Annotated in this window: 18 protein-coding genes and 1 tRNA gene; 9 read left to right on the top strand and 10 right to left on the bottom strand. The window is 58.5% G+C overall.

All coding sequences use genetic code 11. From position 1 onward, the window contains the following. Window positions 1-8: 8 nt before the first annotated feature. From WNY39_RS14400 to WNY39_RS14420, 5 genes are all read left to right on the top strand, one after another. Window positions 9-866: an SPOR domain-containing protein gene (locus tag WNY39_RS14400; protein ID WP_342846658.1), complete on the top strand. Its 858-nt coding sequence runs from the start codon at window positions 9-11 to the stop codon at window positions 864-866. Beyond that, entirely contained in the window at window positions 866-1,870 is a 1,005-nt protein-coding gene (gene nagZ / locus WNY39_RS14405; protein WP_342846547.1) for a beta-N-acetylhexosaminidase, read from the top strand. The genes WNY39_RS14400 and nagZ overlap by 1 nt, the downstream gene beginning before the upstream one ends. Then, on the top strand, window positions 1,863-2,657 hold the full coding sequence (locus tag WNY39_RS14410) for a ScpA family protein (protein ID WP_341235348.1): 795 nt from the start codon (window positions 1,863-1,865) through the stop codon (window positions 2,655-2,657). Before nagZ ends, WNY39_RS14410 begins: the two co-directional genes overlap by 8 nt. Next, window positions 2,650-3,309, top strand: coding sequence for an SMC-Scp complex subunit ScpB (gene scpB / locus WNY39_RS14415; RefSeq protein WP_342846660.1), 660 nt, complete (start codon window positions 2,650-2,652; stop codon window positions 3,307-3,309). The genes WNY39_RS14410 and scpB overlap by 8 nt, the downstream gene beginning before the upstream one ends. 85 nt (window positions 3,310-3,394) lie before the next feature. Then, window positions 3,395-3,625, top strand: coding sequence for a hypothetical protein (locus WNY39_RS14420; protein WP_342846550.1), 231 nt, complete (start codon window positions 3,395-3,397; stop codon window positions 3,623-3,625). A gap of 82 nt (window positions 3,626-3,707) precedes the next feature. Here the strand turns inward: WNY39_RS14420 and WNY39_RS14425 are convergent, their stop codons facing one another. The 8 genes from WNY39_RS14425 to WNY39_RS14460 form a co-directional block, all read right to left on the bottom strand. After that, the gene (locus tag WNY39_RS14425; protein WP_342846552.1) at window positions 3,708-4,787 is read right to left on the bottom strand and encodes a 2'-deoxycytidine 5'-triphosphate deaminase; all 1,080 of its coding nucleotides are present in this window, start codon (window positions 4,785-4,787) and stop codon (window positions 3,708-3,710) included. 64 nt (window positions 4,788-4,851) lie between these two features. Next, window positions 4,852-4,928 (bottom strand) — tRNA-Pro (locus tag WNY39_RS14430). 68 nt (window positions 4,929-4,996) lie between these two features. After that, complete coding sequence (locus WNY39_RS14435; RefSeq protein ID WP_342846554.1) at window positions 4,997-5,845, bottom strand: MerR family transcriptional regulator; 849 nt, start codon at window positions 5,843-5,845, stop codon at window positions 4,997-4,999. A 4-nt stretch (window positions 5,846-5,849) separates the two neighbouring features. Then, window positions 5,850-6,152 carry an integration host factor subunit alpha gene (ihfA, locus tag WNY39_RS14440; RefSeq protein WP_005853794.1) on the bottom strand — a complete coding sequence of 101 codons (303 nt, stop codon included), beginning with the start codon at window positions 6,150-6,152 and terminating at the stop codon, window positions 5,850-5,852. A 97-nt stretch (window positions 6,153-6,249) separates the two neighbouring features. Continuing rightward, window positions 6,250-7,221: a beta-ketoacyl-ACP synthase III gene (locus WNY39_RS14445; protein ID WP_341235344.1), complete on the bottom strand. Its 972-nt coding sequence runs from the start codon at window positions 7,219-7,221 to the stop codon at window positions 6,250-6,252. Beyond that, entirely contained in the window at window positions 7,218-8,294 is a 1,077-nt protein-coding gene (gene plsX, locus WNY39_RS14450; protein ID WP_342846569.1) for a phosphate acyltransferase PlsX, read from the bottom strand. Before plsX ends, WNY39_RS14445 begins: the two co-directional genes overlap by 4 nt. A gap of 42 nt (window positions 8,295-8,336) precedes the next feature. Next, complete coding sequence (rpmF, locus tag WNY39_RS14455) at window positions 8,337-8,543, bottom strand: 50S ribosomal protein L32 (protein WP_341235342.1); 207 nt, start codon at window positions 8,541-8,543, stop codon at window positions 8,337-8,339. 198 nt (window positions 8,544-8,741) lie between these two features. Next, window positions 8,742-9,293, bottom strand: a complete 552-nt coding sequence (locus tag WNY39_RS14460; protein WP_342846572.1) for a DUF177 domain-containing protein — start codon at window positions 9,291-9,293, stop codon at window positions 8,742-8,744. Between the two features lie 90 nt (window positions 9,294-9,383). Here WNY39_RS14460 and WNY39_RS14465 point away from each other — a divergent pair, with 90 nt between their 5' ends. The 3 genes from WNY39_RS14465 to WNY39_RS14475 all read left to right on the top strand — a co-directional run bounded on the left by WNY39_RS14465 (window position 9,384) and on the right by WNY39_RS14475 (window position 12,506). Next, complete coding sequence (locus tag WNY39_RS14465; protein ID WP_342846574.1) at window positions 9,384-9,848, top strand: outer membrane protein assembly factor BamE; 465 nt, start codon at window positions 9,384-9,386, stop codon at window positions 9,846-9,848. 42 nt (window positions 9,849-9,890) lie between these two features. Further along, on the top strand, window positions 9,891-10,607 hold the full coding sequence (locus tag WNY39_RS14470) for a GNAT family N-acyltransferase (protein ID WP_342846576.1): 717 nt from the start codon (window positions 9,891-9,893) through the stop codon (window positions 10,605-10,607). 87 nt (window positions 10,608-10,694) lie between these two features. Further along, on the top strand, window positions 10,695-12,506 hold the full coding sequence (locus WNY39_RS14475) for an ATP-binding cassette domain-containing protein (RefSeq protein WP_342846578.1): 1,812 nt from the start codon (window positions 10,695-10,697) through the stop codon (window positions 12,504-12,506). A gap of 35 nt (window positions 12,507-12,541) precedes the next feature. Here the strand turns inward: WNY39_RS14475 and tyrS are convergent, their stop codons facing one another. Beyond that, window positions 12,542-13,792 carry a tyrosine--tRNA ligase gene (tyrS, locus tag WNY39_RS14480; protein ID WP_342846580.1) on the bottom strand — a complete coding sequence of 417 codons (1,251 nt, stop codon included), beginning with the start codon at window positions 13,790-13,792 and terminating at the stop codon, window positions 12,542-12,544. 65 nt (window positions 13,793-13,857) lie between these two features. Between tyrS and WNY39_RS14485 the strand changes: the two genes are divergently transcribed. Next, window positions 13,858-14,997, top strand: coding sequence for an anhydro-N-acetylmuramic acid kinase (locus WNY39_RS14485; protein WP_342846582.1), 1,140 nt, complete (start codon window positions 13,858-13,860; stop codon window positions 14,995-14,997). Window positions 14,998-15,034: 37 nt separating this feature from the next. Here WNY39_RS14485 and eno read toward each other — a convergent pair whose 3' ends face one another. Next, on the bottom strand, window positions 15,035-16,312 hold the full coding sequence (gene eno / locus WNY39_RS14490) for a phosphopyruvate hydratase (RefSeq protein ID WP_342846584.1): 1,278 nt from the start codon (window positions 16,310-16,312) through the stop codon (window positions 15,035-15,037). Window position 16,313 lies beyond the last annotated feature (1 nt).

Below are 16,313 nucleotides of genomic sequence, written 5' to 3' on the forward strand. Positions count from 1 at the left end.
TGTCCGCGGTGCTTGTTATTGGTATCGGTGTTTGGGGCTATAAACTGCTTGTGCGCGATGTAAGCGGTATTCCTATTGTGCGTGCGGCCCAAGGTGACATGCGTGTGCGCCCCGAAAATCCCGGTGGCCAATTGGCGCAAAATCAGGGGCTATCGGTCAATGCTGTTGCCTCTGAAGGGACGGCGGATCAGGTGGCAGAGCGTGTTATTCTGGCCCCCAGACCCCTTGATCTTGAGGCTGAAGACCAGCCGGTGTTGGCGTCGATGGTTGCACCTGTGCCACAGGCGAGCGTGCCGGTTGCTTCGGCGGCTGACGTGAATGCGGCCCTCAACAGCGGTAATGTCGATGATTTGGTCGCCCAACTGACCGACGGAATGGAGCCGATGGATACGGGCGAGGTCGCGCCGATCAAGGCCAGCGCTTCTATCGACCCCGCATCGCTGGATATGGCTGTTTCCAATGCAATTGCAGTCGCCATGGTGGCAGAGCCGGGGGTAAAGGCATCGCTGCGTCCCAAAACGCGTCCCGCTGTGCGTGCCGTGGTGACCCAAGCGGCGTTTGATACCAGTGCATCCGCGACAGAGGTTAAAGAGCTTTCAGCCGATAGCCTGCCCACGGGCACGCGTTTGGTACAGCTTGGTGCCTTTGACACGCCCGAGATTGCGCGCAGCCAATGGGACAAATTGAACGGGCGTTTCGGCGCGTATCTTGAGGGTAAATCCCGCATCGTTCAAGAAGCCAGCAGTGGCGGGCGCACGTTTTATCGCCTGCGCGCGCATGGGTTCATAGACATTGCCGACGCACGCCGCTTTTGTTCGGCCCTTGTGGCGGAAAACGCTGATTGTATCCCTGTCGTGACCCGCTAATGCGGTTTGGCGCGACGATACTGGATGCGACCGGTCTGCGCCTGACAGCGCAGGAAAAGGCGCTGTTTCGCGCCGTAAAACCCTTTGGGTTTATCCTGTTCGCCCGCAATATTGACACGCCTGATCAGGTCCGCGCCCTATGTGATGAAATGCGCGAGGCGGCGGGGCATAACGCGGTGATTACCGTCGATCAGGAAGGTGGGCGTGTGCAACGTCTGCGCGGCCCGATCTGGCATGATTGGACGCCGCCGCTTGATTTTGTGCAGGCCGCTGGTGCCAATGCGGCGCAAGCGATGTACATCCGGTATCGCCTGATCGCACAGGAATTGCATGACGTGGGCATCGACAGCAATTGCGCCCCGATGGTGGACGTCGCAGGCCCGCAAACCCACGCGTTTTTACGCAACCGGTGCTATGGCACTGACGCTGCGCAGGTCGCCGCGTTGGGCCGTGCTGCCGCTGACGGGATGCTGTCCGGTGGCGTGTTGCCCGTGGTCAAACACATGCCGGGACATGGGCGCGCGACCATGGACAGCCATTTCGATCTGCCCTTGGTGGGGGCCGCACATGCCGATCTGACCACCTGTGATTTCGCGCCGTTTAAGGCGTTGAATGACCTGCCGATGGGGATGACCGCGCATCTGGTCTACGACGCGATTGATCCGCGCCCTGCCACGCTGTCGCCGGTGATGATGCAACTGATCCGCGACGAGATCGGGTTTGATAATCTGATCATGACTGATGACATCTCGATGAAGGCGCTTGCGGGCGGCGTTGATCAGATCAGCCGCGATGCTTTGGCGGCGGGCTGTGACGTGATTTTGTACTGCAACGCATCGCTTGAGGACCGCAGTTTGGTGGCTGATGCGGCGGGGGAAATGACCGATGCCGCGCAAACCCGGGCTGAACGGGCGCTTTCTATGCGCGTGACCCCCGACGAGATTGACATTTCCGCCCTGACTGCGAAGCTTGACGCGCTTTTGGGCGAGGAATTGCATGGCTGAAAACCTTTTTGAGGAAGACCAGACAACGGTTGCCGAAAGGCTGGCCGCCGAAGCGTTGATTATTGATGTGGACGGGTTCGAGGGCCCATTGGACCTTTTGCTGACCCTCAGCCGCACCCAAAAAGTCGATCTGCGCAAAATATCGGTGCTGCAACTGGCGCGGCAATATCTGCTGTTTGTGGAAAAGGCCAAGGCGCTGCGGTTGGAATTGGCCGCTGATTATCTGGTGATGGCCGCCTGGCTGGCATTCCTGAAATCCCGTTTGTTGCTGCCACCCGACCCGACCGAGGAAGGCCCCACAGGCGAGGAACTGGCCGCCCATCTGGCGTTTCAGCTGGAACGTTTGCAGGCGATGCGCGATGCGGCTGCACGGCTGATGGCCCGCGATCAGCTGGGGCGCGATTTTTTTGCGCGCGGTCAAACCCACGAGGTCAAACGCACGCGCCGCGTCACCTATAGCGCGACGTTGCTGGACCTGATGCAAGGCTATGCGCGCATCCGCACCCGCGATGAATTCCGCCCCTTTGTGATGGACCGTGACAAGGTTTTCACGATGGAACAGGCGCTTGAACGGATGCGGGGGCTGATCGGCTTTGCGGGTGATTGGGGTGATCTGACCAGCTATTTACCCGAAGGGTGGGGCGATGATCCGGTCATGCGCCGTTCGGCCACGGCATCGACCTTTGCCGCGTCGCTTGAGCTGGTCAAAGAGGGCCATCTTGAGATACGCCAATCCGAAAGCTTTGCCCCGATTGAATTGCGAAAAAGAGAGGGACGTGGTGACTGAACCCGTTGAAGATCAAGAAGAAAGCCTGTTCGAGGCACCACCCGTCGCAGAGCAAGAGCGTATGCTGGAAGCCATTCTTTTTGCCACTGCGGAACCTGTAACGCTGCGCGAGATTGAATCGCGCATGCCCCACGGCTGTGACGCGGCCGAGGCGATGGTGCATCTACGGAAACGCTATGAGGGGCGTGGCGTGCAGGTGGCAAAGATCGGTGATGCCTATGCGATGCGCACCGCCGCCGACTTGGGCTATTTGATGCAAAAAGAAACGGTTGAGGTGCGTAAACTGTCACGTGCCGCGATCGAGACCTTGGCCATCATCGCCTATCACCAGCCCGCAACCCGTGCCGAGATTGAAGAAATTCGCGGGGTTTCCGTGTCTCGGGGCACCTTGGACCAACTGCTTGAGCTGGATTGGATCCGCTTTGGCAGGCGCAAGATGACACCGGGGCGGCCCGTTACCTTTGTCGTGACCCAAGGGTTCTTGGCGCATTTCGGTCTGGAAAGCCCCCGCGATTTGCCTGGTCTGAAAGAACTGCGCTCTGCCGGTCTGTTGGAAAGCCGCCCGGCCTTTGGCGGGCTGCCGCTGATGGCGGGAGAAGAGGATGACGTTGACGAAGACGTGGAAGGCCAAAGCGAGCTTTTTGAAGATTAAAGCTTTGGGGGACCTGAAAAATACCCCAAACTCTGCTATATTAAGAGCTAGAGTTAATTTTTGCGCGAAATAACGAGGTCGAACCATGAACCAGATTGTGAATATGATTATGCGCCGCGTTATGGGCCAGCTGATCAACCGGGGTGTGAACCTTGGGTTTAGCCAGGCGTCTAAAATCGGCAAGGGCAAAAAGGGCGCGGGCAGTCAGCCTGCCGTGTCGCCCGAGGAAGATGCCCGCCGGAACCGGACGGCGCGGGAGCAAGGTAAGCAGTCGCGCCAGATGCTGAAAACCATGCGGCGTTTGGGGCGTTTTTAAGTACCGTTTTTAAGTGTTGTAGGGGGCTCTGCCCCCCGCCCTGTGGGCGTCCCCCGGGATATTTTTAAGCCAGAGAAGCGGTTTAGCCGGGTGCCGCGAAATGTTTGCTGAGTTTGAGGCCTTGGCCTTGGTAGTTTGAGGCAATGCCCGCGCCATAAAGTTGCGTCGGGACTTGCGCCATCTTTTCATAGACCAAGCGGCCCACCACCTGGCCGTGTTCAAGCACAAAGGGTGCCTCGTGGCAGCGGACCTCGAGGACGCCGCGTGATCCGGCCCCGCCAGATTTGTCGTGACCGAAACCGGGATCAAAAAAGCCCGCATAATGCACACGGAATTCACCCACCATGGCAAGGTAGGGGGCCATTTCTGCGGCGTATTCGGGGGGAATTGTCACGGCTTCGCGGCTGACGAGGATATAGAATGCGCCGGGGTCTAGGATGATCTGGCCGTTGTCGCTGTGCACTTCTTCCCAATAGTCGGCGGGCGCGTAGTGGCCGATTTTATCCAGATCAATCACACCGGTATGCGGTTTGGCGCGGTAGCCGACCAAGGTGGTGCCGGGCAGGCGCAGATCGACGGAGAAGCCCAAGCCATCGTCAATGACCGGATCGCCATCAACCAGCGGGGTCGTCGCATGCAAGGCGCGCAGGGCGTCGTCGTTCAGCGTGGCATCGCCGGTAGAAAAGCGGATTTGGTTCAAGCGCATGCCGGGGCGCACCAGCACCGAAAACGAGCGCGGGCAGATTTCAGCATAAAGCGGGCCTGCGTAACCGGGGCTGACGCGGTCAAATTCGGTGCCGCCATCGGTGATGGTGCGGGTCAGCAGGTCTAGCCGTCCGGTCGAGCTTTTGGCGTTGGCGACGGCGGAGATATCATCCGGTAGGGAGAGTCCTTCCATCAGCGGGACAACGTAAACGCAGCCCTTTTCCAGAACGGCCCCGTTTGTAAGGTCAACGCGGTGCATCTCAAACTCGCTGAGCCGGTCGGCGACTTTTGCACCGTGGCCGGCAAGAAACGAGGCGCGCACGCGGTAGGCAACCGTGCCAAGGCGAAGATCAAGGCTGGCGGGTTGGATTTGGGCGGGGTCAACCGGCACATCGCCAGTGATCTGGCCCGCGTTGATCATGTCGCTGATTTGCTGGTTTGGGATAACACCGCCCATAGCAGGACCTTTCAAATGCAAACACCCGCACCGTTACAGGCGCGGGCGTTTGTTTTATGTCGGTTGGTCGGGCTAGCAGGACTCGAACCTGCGACCTTCCGTCCCCCAGACGGACGCGCTACCAGGCTGCGCCATAGCCCGACATGAGGCGGTAAATACCTGATAATCGCGGGTGCGCAAGGGGGAATTGCCGCAAAGCGCATGGCGTTTCAGTCTTTTGTTGCTGGACTGTGGTCCGAGACCCCAGACGCCATGGAATCGCGTAGTGCCGCAAGCTGCGACAACACCGGCGCAATGTCTGCGGCGGCAGCGGGCGTGATTTTGCGGAGGCGGAGCGCAGATGACAGCGTCGCGGCGGTGGCGGGAATGTCGGTTTCCGACGGGATGGTAACGTCGACAACGCGCGGTTTGGCCACGCTTGGCGCGGGTGATACATCCGCCGTTTGGCTGGGAGCGGGGTGAGACGAATCGGTTGCCGCAGGTGCGGTGCCGGAGGCCGCGTCTAAATCTGCCTTGGCGCTGCTTATCGTTTCTTTTTCAACGGGTTGTTGGTCATTGTTAACGTTTTCATCGGGTGCCTCAAACGTTTCAGCAGGTTCAGACACCGGGGCTGCGTCTTGCTTGGATGTTGGTGCCGGCTGTGCAGGCTCTGGCGCGGGATCCGCGGGGCGCGCGCTTTCGAAGGGGAGTACGACGCTTTCGGGTTTGACCGGCTCGGCTGGCAATGCGGCCATATCTACCGTGTCGGCTGCATCGTCGCTGACGTCAGTTTGGCCAAGCTCGTCGAGCGGGGCCGAAAGGGCCGCGACGTAGTTCATGCCTTCTTCGCGCAGCACTTTCTGGACCCCCTTAATCGTAAGGCCATCCTCGTGCAGCATGCGTTTGATACCGCCAAGCAGCAGCATGTCAGCGGGGCGATAGTAACGCCGGCCGCCAGCCCGTTTTATCGGTTTGATTTGTGTGAATTTGCTTTCCCAGAAACGCAGAACATGGGCTTGGATGCCCAGCCAATCAGCGACTTCTGAGATGGTACGGAATGCGTCCGGAGACTTGGGCATCAGATCAACGCTTGTTCCCGTCGGCGACCCGGTCCTTCATCAAATGGGAGGGGCGGAATGTCAGAACGCGGCGCGGGTTAATCGGAACTTCCTCGCCTGTTTTTGGATTACGGCCGACACGCGCAGATTTGTCGCGCACGGAAAATGTCCCGAAGGAGGAGATTTTAACCTGTTCGCCTTTGACCAAGGCGTCAGACATATGTTCAAGAACGGCCTCTACAAGTTGGGCGCTTTCATTGCGGGATAGCCCCACTTCGCGAAAGACAGCTTCGCTCAAATCCATGCGGGTCAACGTTTTGTCGGCCATTCCATATCCCTTGTATTTTTTTCAGCATAGGCAGGGAAGTTTTCACCTGTCAACAACTATGGGCCGTAAGGCCCTGTTTGCGCGGCGAAAAGCGAGTTTACCAGCGCAGAACGACCGCGCCCCATGCCAGCCCACCGCCAATTGCTTCGGTCACAATCAGGTCACCTTGTTTGATCTGGCCGCGCTGTTTGCCGACGGATAATGCCAGCGGAATGGACGCTGCAGAGGTGTTGCCATGGTCCTGAACGGTCACGACAACCTGATCCATCGACAGGTTCAATTTCTTCGCAGTGCCTTGAATAATACGGATATTTGCCTGATGGGGCACGACCCAGTCAATATCTTCGGAGGTCACATCGGCGCGTTCCATTGCGGTCGTTGCCGTGGCGGCAAGCTTTTCAACCGCATGGCGAAAAACTTGATTGCCTTGCATGCGCAAGTAGCCAGTTGTGCCGGTGCTGATGCCGCCGTCGACGTAAAGCAGGTCACGATAGCGACCGTCGGAGTTTAGATCCGTCGACAGGATACCGCGGTCAGCAGGGGTGCCGGTGCCTTCTTGGGCCTCAAGCAGCAGCGCACCTGCGCCGTCGCCGAACAAAACGCTGGTGCTGCGGTCGGTCCAGTCCATGATTTTCGAGAATGTCTCGGAGCCGATGACCAGCACGCGTTTGGCTTGGCCTGACAGAATCAGCGCATTGGCGTTCGCAAGGGCATAGATAAAGCCGGCACAAACAGCCTGCACATCAAAGGCAAAGCCGCTTTCCATGCCCAGTTCGGCCTGCACCATGGTCGCAGCAGAGGGGAATGTCAGATCGGCAGTCGATGTTGCAAGAATGATCGCGTCTACATCTGCGGGGGTTTTACCGGCCTCTTCCAGCGCAATGCGCGCAGCAGCCGTGGCCATGGTCGAGGTGGTTTCGCCTTCGCTTACGAAATGGCGGCGCTCGATGCCCGAGCGGGACCTGATCCATTCATCATCGGTGTCAATTTTGCCTTCGAATTCAACGTTTTCGACGACTCGTTTGGGCAAATAGTGCCCGGCACCAATAACAACAGCTCGGATGGTCATTCTTCGATCTCTTTCACCGGTGGTGCGGTGGCAACCCGTGCCGCAAGCCGGTTGGTAAATTCACTTTCCGCCAGACGTGCGGCCAGTTTGATAGCCGATGATACGCCCGTCGCATCGGCAGCGCCATGAGATTTTACGACTGTGCCATTCAGCCCCAGAAACACGCCCCCGTTTACACGGCGCGGGTCAAACCGCTTTCTGACGCGGGCCAGCGACCCATAGGCAAACAGGGCTGAAATACGCGACCAGATCGAATGCTGAAAGGCTTCGCGCAGACCGTTGCCGATCAATGTCGCCGTGCCTTCGCCGGTTTTGATCGCGACGTTGCCGGTGAAACCGTCGGTGACAATAACGTCAGCGACGTCACCTGACAGATCGCTACCTTCGACAAAACCGACGAAATCGAACTCGGCCTCATCGGCGGCATCACGAATCAGCTCATAGGCTTCTTTCAGCTCGGTACGGCCTTTGTGTTCTTCGGTGCCGACATTCAAAAGCCCGATGCGGGGGCGTTCCATGCCCATACCGTTGCGGGCATATGATTTGCCCATCAAGGCAAAGCGTAGCAGGTCATCGGCATCGGCACGTATGTCTGCACCAACATCCAGCATGACGTTGAACCCTTGGGGGCCGGTTGAGGGATAGAGCACAGCAATGGCAGGGCGATTGACGCCAGCCATCTTTTTCAGACGGATCATCGAAATGGCCATCAACGCGCCGGTGTTGCCGCAGCTTACGGCAACCGACGCTTCGCCCGTGCGCACAGATTCGATGGCAGACCACATCGACGTGTCCTTGCCATTGCGCAGCACATTGCTGGGCTTGTCGCCCATGGTCACAACGCCGGTGGCATTGCGCACAGTACAACGGCCCGCCAATTCGGGGCGCTTGGCCACCAAGGGTTCCAACGTCTCCGCAGGCCCGTGCAGGACAAAGCTGATGTCAGGATTCTTGGCCGCAGACTCAGAGCACCCGGCAACAACGATTGCCGGGCCCTGATCGCCCCCCATTGCATCAACTGAAATAAGGGTGCGCTGAGCGTTCGCTTTAGGCTGATCGGGCGAAACCGTCATCTGGTGCGAAGCCTTTTATTATCTGCGGTTAACGATGACAGCTTACGCCGCGTCTTCGTCTAGGTCGATCTCTTCGTTCTGTGCGATGACTTCGTTGTCATCGTAGTGACCGCAAGCCGCACAAATGTGGTGTGGGCGTTTCAGTTCACCGCAGTTTGCACATTCGTTTGGGTTCGCTGCAGTAAGCGAGTCGTGCGCGCGACGGTTGTTGCGACGCGATTTGGAAACTTTATTCTGTTGGACAGCCATGTCTGGTGCCTTTGCCTTCGGGGTCGTTCAGCGGCATATAGCCAAAGACGACCGTGTTTCAGATCAACTCCCGGTTTGGGCGTGACGTGCGTTTAGGCCTAAGCCTATCCGATGTCCAACCTTAATTGGGGTGAAGGGCGCAAAATACTGCGAAACCTTGCCGATGCAACCCCGTTTTGCACCGATTTCCTTGTATACCTACTCTTTCGGGTCTTCCAGCTTTTCGCGCAGCTGTGCCAGCCCGGCAAACGGGCGCGCGTCTTCGTCGGTCATTGGGGCCACGCCGGGTTCGGCATAGACGGCCTGACCCAGCTCTGCACCGTCTGCGCGCGGGTATTCAGGGACTTCAAGGGCCAAGGCCTCGATCATCACGGCGGCGGGGTCGATCCAAGCTGCAAGCCGTTCGGATCGATCATCGTCGGGCATTTCCGCTTCGGCTTCGTCAGGCTCTTGATAGTCGTTAACGAAAAACCGCGTGATATTTACGTCAATGCGAGTCGTCACCGGCTCAAGCGTCACCACACAAGGCTGCACCACGGTGGCCCCAAGACGGGCATTAAGCTGCCAGTCCGATTTACCGGAGGCGGATAATTTCCCTTCGAAAGATAATTTACGCAATGCGCTTAACCCCAGTTCGTCGGCAATCTGCCGCAGGGTGTCTGCGTCGGGGCGCAAGGAAAAAGGGGTGTCAGCGTTTTGGGGCAGATCTGCAACGCGCAATGCAGTCGATGTGGGGGGCGTGCGAGACATGATGTGTTGCTTTCGTTTCTTGAACCATAGGGCATGCTTGGTGTATGCGAGATAAAAGCCATGATCCCCAAGGGCAAGAGGGCACCAAGAATGCGTATCGATCGCCATGTCACCAAGACACTGATGTCTGCCGCTCTCGTCAGCGCGGGTCTTATGCTTGGGGCCTGTTCGCCGCAGTATAAGAACCATGGCTATGTGCCACTGCAAGAGGATCTGGACCAAATCACCATTGGCAGTGACACACGCGACACGGTGACAGCGATGGCGGGGACACCTGCAGCGTCCGGATTGCTTGATTCTTCCAGCTATTACTATGTGCGTTCGCGCCGCAGGGCGTTGGGGTTTTTCGCACCCAAAGAGATCGAGCGCGAAGTGGTCGCCATCAGCTTTAGCGCCAATGGCATCGTACAAAATGTCGAACGCTTTGGACTTGAGCGTGGCAATGTCATCGCGCTGGACCGGCGCGTGACCAGTTCCTCGGTCAGCGACAAAGCCTTTATTCGCCAGCTTTTGGGCAATATCGGCCGGTTCAACCCTGCGGCCCTTAGTGGCTAGGCATCAGACCTTGGTGGGGATGCATGTGAGGACATGATCGCCATGAGCAAGGGCCGATACGATGTAGTGACGGCGCAAAGCCCCCGAGATATCCAATCAGCGCAGGCGCTTAGGGCCTTGGCCTTTGGGCTGAACACGCCGCTTGACCGCGACCCTTTTGATGCCAGCCAACGTCATATTCTGGTGCGCGAACGCAGCGGCGGGCGTCTTGTTTGCTGTTTTCGGATCGGCGTGTTCGAGGGGGCTGATATTACCGGCAGTTACGCGGCGCAGTTTTACGGGCTGGGCAGGTTGGCCGGATTCGATGGCAAGATGATGGAGCTGGGGCGCTTTTGCGTGCATCCCGATGCCGCCGACCCTGATATCGTGCGCATCGCCTGGGCCGCACTGACCGAGTTTGTTGATAGCCAGAATATCAAGCTGCTGTTTGGCTGCACATCCTTCAAAGGGACCGACCCAGACGCATTTCAGGGGAGTTTTGCGCTGTTGGCGCGGTGCCACCTTGCCCCGCGCATATGGTATCCGGCCGAGGGTGCGGATGAAGTGCTGCGATTCGCAGATCAGACAGGCGAAAGCGTGGACCGCAAAGAGGCGATGCAACAGATGCCGCCACTGCTGCGCACCTATCTGCTAATGGGCGGCTGGGTCAGCGATCATGCCGTGGTGGACCGGCAAATGAACACCATGCATGTGTTCACAGGGCTTGAGATCGATGCAATTCCAGAAAACCGAAAACGCTTGCTGCGCGGGTTGGTTTGAAAAGATTCTATGCCTTCGGCGAGGATTTAGAACCATTTGGAAGCAGGGGTCATTGACCCTGACGCGGCGTGGCGCTAGCTGGCGTTCATGGCACGCGCACCCTTATTACAAGTGAACGAGATTACGCTGACTTTCGGCGGCGATCCCGTATTCGAAGATATGTCTTTGGTCGTTCAACCGGGCGACCGGTTGGCTTTGGTCGGGCGAAACGGCTCGGGCAAGTCGACGTTGATGAAAGTCATGGCTGGCATTGTTGAAGCAGACAGCGGCGATGTGATCGTCGGCCCCGGCGTATCTGTGGGTTATATGGAGCAGGACCCGGATCTGACTGGGTTCGAGACCTTGGGCGATTTTGCGTCACACGGGCTTGATCCATCCGAGATGTACAAGGTGGAACGCGCGGGCGAGGGGCTGAAGTTTGACCCGGCACGCCCTGTCAGCACGGCAAGCGGTGGTGAACGTCGCCGCGCCGCACTGGCGCGGTTGATGGCATCTGAGCCCGAGTTGATGTTGTTGGACGAGCCGACCAACCATCTCGACATCGAAGCAATCCGCTGGTTGGAAGACGAGTTGAAAACCACGCGCGCCGCTTTTGTTATTATTTCGCACGATAGGGCGTTCTTGCGCGAATTGACCCGCGCGACCCTGTGGATCGACCGCGGTGTGACGCGCCGGCAGGAATTCGGCTTTGGCGGGTTCGAGGCATGGCGCGACCAGATGTGGGAAGAAGAGGACATGCAGCGCCACAAGCTGAACCGCAAGATCAAGGCGGAGGCACGTTGGGCTGTCGAGGGTATTTCCGCGCGGCGCAAGCGCAACCAAGGCCGCGTGCGTGCCTTGCAAGACCTGCGTGCGGAACGGGCCAGCCAGATCACACGGCAGGGCACAGCAGCCATGGCGCTTGAGGCCGGACCCAAGTCGGGCCGCAAGGTGGTCGAGGCCGTGGGCATCACCAAAGCCTTTGGCGACAAGACGATTTTGCGCCCCTTTGACATCACCATTCAACGCGGCGACCGGATTGCGCTGGTCGGGCCGAACGGCGTGGGCAAAACCACGCTTTTGAACATGCTGATTGGCAAGGAAGAGCCTGATTCAGGGACGATCAAACTGGGTACGAACCTTGAGATTGCCTTGTTCGACCAAGCGCGCGCGCAGTTGGACGGCGATATGTCACTGTGGGACAGCCTGACCGGCGATCCCGAGATGCGCGTATCGGGCAAAGCGGACCAGATTTTGGTGCGTGGCCAGCCGAAACATGTTGTGGGATATCTGAAAGAGTTCCTGTTTGACGAAGGTCAGGCGCGTGCGCCTGTGCGGTCTTTGTCGGGTGGTGAAAAGGCGCGTTTGCTGCTGGCCAAGATTATGGCGCGGTCCAGCAATATGCTGGTGCTCGATGAACCGACCAACGATCTGGACGTCGAAACCCTTGATTTGATGCAGGAATTGCTGTCGACCTATGATGGCACTGTGCTGCTGGTCAGCCACGACCGTGACTTCCTTGACCGGGTGGCCGCGACCACCATTGCGATGGAAGGTGACGGCAAGGCCACGGTTTATGCCGGCGGTTGGACCGATTATCTGGCACAGCGCCAGCAGGACGATTTTGACCAAAGTGTGATTGCCAAGACCAAAACGGGGGCCAAAGGCGAAAAGCCGAAAGCCGTCGCGCAAAAGGGTCTGAGCTTTACCGAAAAGCACCGTCTTGAGGCATTGCCCGCCGAGATTTCGCGCCTGGAGGCCGAGATTGCCAAGCTGGAAGAGTTGATGAGTGACCCCGCACTTTACACCGACAATCCGGTGAAGTTCCAAAAAGCGACCGATGCCTTGGTCGAGCGGAACGAAAAGCTGCAAGACGCCGAGGCCGAATGGCTGGTGCTTGAGGAAAAGGCCGAGAGCTAAAGTAACGGGGGCAGGGTGACCCGCCCCCATTATGCTTAGCCTAGTTGCACCAAGGCGTGGCGTTTCTTGCCTGCGCTCAGCTTGATTGGCGATGCCAAGGCGGCGGCGTCGACCATCATGCCAGCATCGGTCAGCGGTTCGTCATTGATCCGCGCGCCGTTTTCCGAGATTAGGCGTTTCGCCTCTTTCCCGGAACCCGCCAAGCCCGATTTGACGATCAGCTGCACGATCGACATGCCGTCGCCGATGTCAGCAGCTGTCAGCGTCAGGGTCGGCAGATCGTCGCCAATACCGCCCTTTTCGAACACTTCACGGGCAGTCGCCTCTGCCGCTTTGGCAGCTTCCGCACCGTGCAGCAGGGTTGTGACCTCGTTCGCCAACCTGATCTTGGCGGCGTTGATTTCGGACCCTTCCAGCGCGCCCAAGCGGTCGCATTCTTCGACCGGCAGCTCTGTATAGAGCTTGAGGAAGCGACCCACGTCAGCGTCGGTCGTGTTGCGCCAGAACTGCCAGAATTCATAGGGCGACAGCATGTCAGGGTTCAGCCAGATCGCGCCGGATTGGGATTTGCCCATTTTCTTGCCGTCAGACGTGGTCAGCAGCGGCGTGGTCAGGCCGTAGACTTCGCCATCAATCACGCGGCGGGTCAGGTCGATCCCGTTCACGATATTACCCCATTGATCCGATCCGCCCATTTGCAGGATGCAGCCATGGCGGCGGTGAAGCTCCATGAAATCATAGGCTTGCAGGATCATGTAGTTGAATTCGAGGAAGGACAGAGACTGTTCACGATCAAGGCGGGACTTCACGCTTTCAAAGGACAGCATCCGGTTGATCGAAAAATGCCGCCCGATGTCGCGCAGGAAATCGAGGTAGTTCAACCCGTCCAGCCATTCGGCGTTGTTGATCATCTGTGCATCAGATGGGCCATCGCCATAGGTCAGGTAGGCGCTGAACACTTTTTTAATGCCGGCGATGTTATCGTCGATCTGTTCCGGGGTCAGTAGCGGGCGTTCGTCCGCGCGAAACGACGGGTCGCCCACCTTGGTGGTGCCGCCGCCCATCAGGGTGATCGGTTTGCCGCCGGTCTTTTGCAGCCAGCGCAACATCATGATCTGGATCAGCGATCCGACATGCAGGGACTTGGCAGTCGCGTCAAATCCGATATAGCCGGGTTGCGCGCCCTTGAGTAGCGCCTCGTCAAGGCCTTGATAATCCGTGCAGTCAGCGACAAAGCCGCGTTCCATCATGATGCGGATAAATTCGGATTTGGGGTGGTATGTCATGGCGCTTGCCCTCAGCTTGGGTGGTGGTGCACTCTATATGTGCTGAGCAGACAAAGGAAAAGGCCATGAATAGGCCCCATGGAAATCGGATCGCGAAAACAGGCGTTTTGCGGGCCGCTGGCGCGATGAGCGGCACGTCGTTGGACGGGGTCGATGTGGCCGTGATCGACACGGATGGCCGCGATATCATGGGCTTTGGAGCGTCAGGATATCGCGAATATTCGGGCGAGGAACGCAAAGTGATTGCCGCCGGTTTCGGCAAGTGGTCAGGCCCCGAAGTGCAGGCCGCCACGCAAGTGATCGAGGCCGCGCATCTTGAGGTTTTGCAGGACTTTACAGACGTTGATGTCATCGGCTTTCACGGCCAAACGCTGGCCCATGCGCCGCGCGCCCAAGGCACGTTGCAGGTGGGCGATGGGGCGGCATTGGCGGATGCGCTGGCCACGCCCGTGGTTTGGGATTTCCGCAGTGCTGACGTGGAACTGGGCGGCGAGGGGGCACCGCTCGCGCCGTTTTTCCACCACGCCTGTGCGCGCTATGCTGGGCTGACCGGGCCGGTGGCGTTTTTGAATTTGGGCGGTGTGGGTAATCTGACTTGGGTTGATCCCGCTATCGCGCTGCCAGAGGCTGACGGTGCGCTGCTGGCCTTTGATACGGGGCCTGCAAACGCGCCGATTAACGATCTGATGCAATCACGTCTGGGGCTGGCTTATGACAAGGGCGGCAAGGTTGCATCAAAAGGCACGGTTGAAACTGGCGCGCTTGAGCTGTTTTTGGCAGAACCTTATTTTGCACGCATACCACCCAAGTCACTGGACCGTAATGATTTTGCGGAAATGGTGGCGCTGGTGGGCGAATTGTCCGACGCCGATGCCGCAGCAACCCTGACCGCCATGTGCGCCGCTGGCGTGGCCGAGGCGATGGCCCATTGTCCGCGTGTGCCAGACCGTGTGCTGGTGACGGGTGGCGGGCGGCATAACCCGGTATTGATGAAAATGCTGGCGGTAAGTCTGGACTGCCCCGTAGCCCCAACCGAAGACATCGGGCTGGACGGCGATATGCTGGAGGCGCAGGCATTTGGGTATCTGGCAGTGCGCGTCGCGCGGGGGCTGCCCACGTCATGCCACAGCACAACGGGTGTTCGGGCGGCGGTCGGTGGTGGTACGGTAAGCATGCCCCAAAACGAAAAAAGCGCGCTGAATTAGCGCGCTTTCTAGATTTATCGGTCCTAAGCGACCGCGCTTACCCTTTGAGGATCGAGCGGCCCGCGTATTCTGCCGTCACGCCAAGCGCCTCTTCGATGCGGATCAACTGGTTGTATTTCGCCAGCCGGTCCGACCGCGCCAAGGAACCCGTTTTGATCTGGCCACAGTTTGTCGCAACTGCCAAATCGGCAATCGTCGCGTCTTCGGTTTCGCCCGAACGGTGGGACATCACGTTGGTAAAGCCCGCGCGATGCGCCATATCAACGGCTTGCAGGGTTTCGGTCAGCGTGCCGATCTGGTTGACCTTAACCAGCATCGAATTGGCCGATCCGCGCTTGATCCCTTCGGCCAGACGGGTAGGGTTGGTCACGAACAAATCATCGCCCACCAGCTGGATTTTATCGCCCAAACGGTCGGTCAGCAGTTTCCAACCGTCCCAGTCATCCTCTGACATGCCGTCTTCGATCGAGATGATCGGATAGTCGCCACAAAGGGCGGCCAGATAATCCACATTCTCGGCGCTCGACAGGGTTTTGCCTTCGCCGGACAGGACATAATTGCCGTCTTTGTAATACTCGGTCGCCGCACAATCGAGGGCGAGGTAAATTTCCTCGCCGGGTTTGTAGCCTGCTTTTTCGATGGATTTGAGAATGAAATCAAGCGCATCACGGGTGGAGCTAATGTTGGGGGCAAAGCCACCTTCGTCGCCGATCCCCGTGGAAAGACCCGCAGCAGACAGCTCTTTCTTCAAGGTGTGGAACACTTCGGAGCCCATGCGCACAGCGTCGCGGATGTTTTCCGCAGCGACAGGCATGATCATGAATTCTTGGATATCAATCGGGTTATCCGCGTGTTCACCACCGTTGATGATGTTCATCATCGGAACGGGCAGCATCCGCGCCGAGGTGCCACCGACATAGCGGAACAAAGGCTGCGAACAGAAATCTGCGGCGGCTTTGGCGGCGGCCAGTGACACACCCAAAATCGCATTTGCGCCCAAACGTTCCTTGTTGTCGGTGCCGTCCAGTTCGATCATTGTGCCGTCGATTTCGACTTGCTCGGTCGCATCGATACCCACCAACGCATCCGCAATCTCGCCGTTCACGGCTTCGCAGGCCTGCAAGACACCTTTGCCCATATAGCGCGATTTGTCACCATCGCGACGCTCGACCGCCTCATAGGCACCGGTGGAGGCACCTGATGGCACCGCGGCCCGGCCCATTGTGCCGTCTTCCAACGTTACATCAACCTCGACGGTGGGGTTGCCCCGACTGTCCAGAATTTCGCGGGCATAGATGTCGACGATGGTGCTCATG

Source organism: Sulfitobacter sp. AS59, assembly GCF_038899995.1.
Classification (GTDB): Bacteria; Pseudomonadota; Alphaproteobacteria; order Rhodobacterales; family Rhodobacteraceae; genus Sulfitobacter.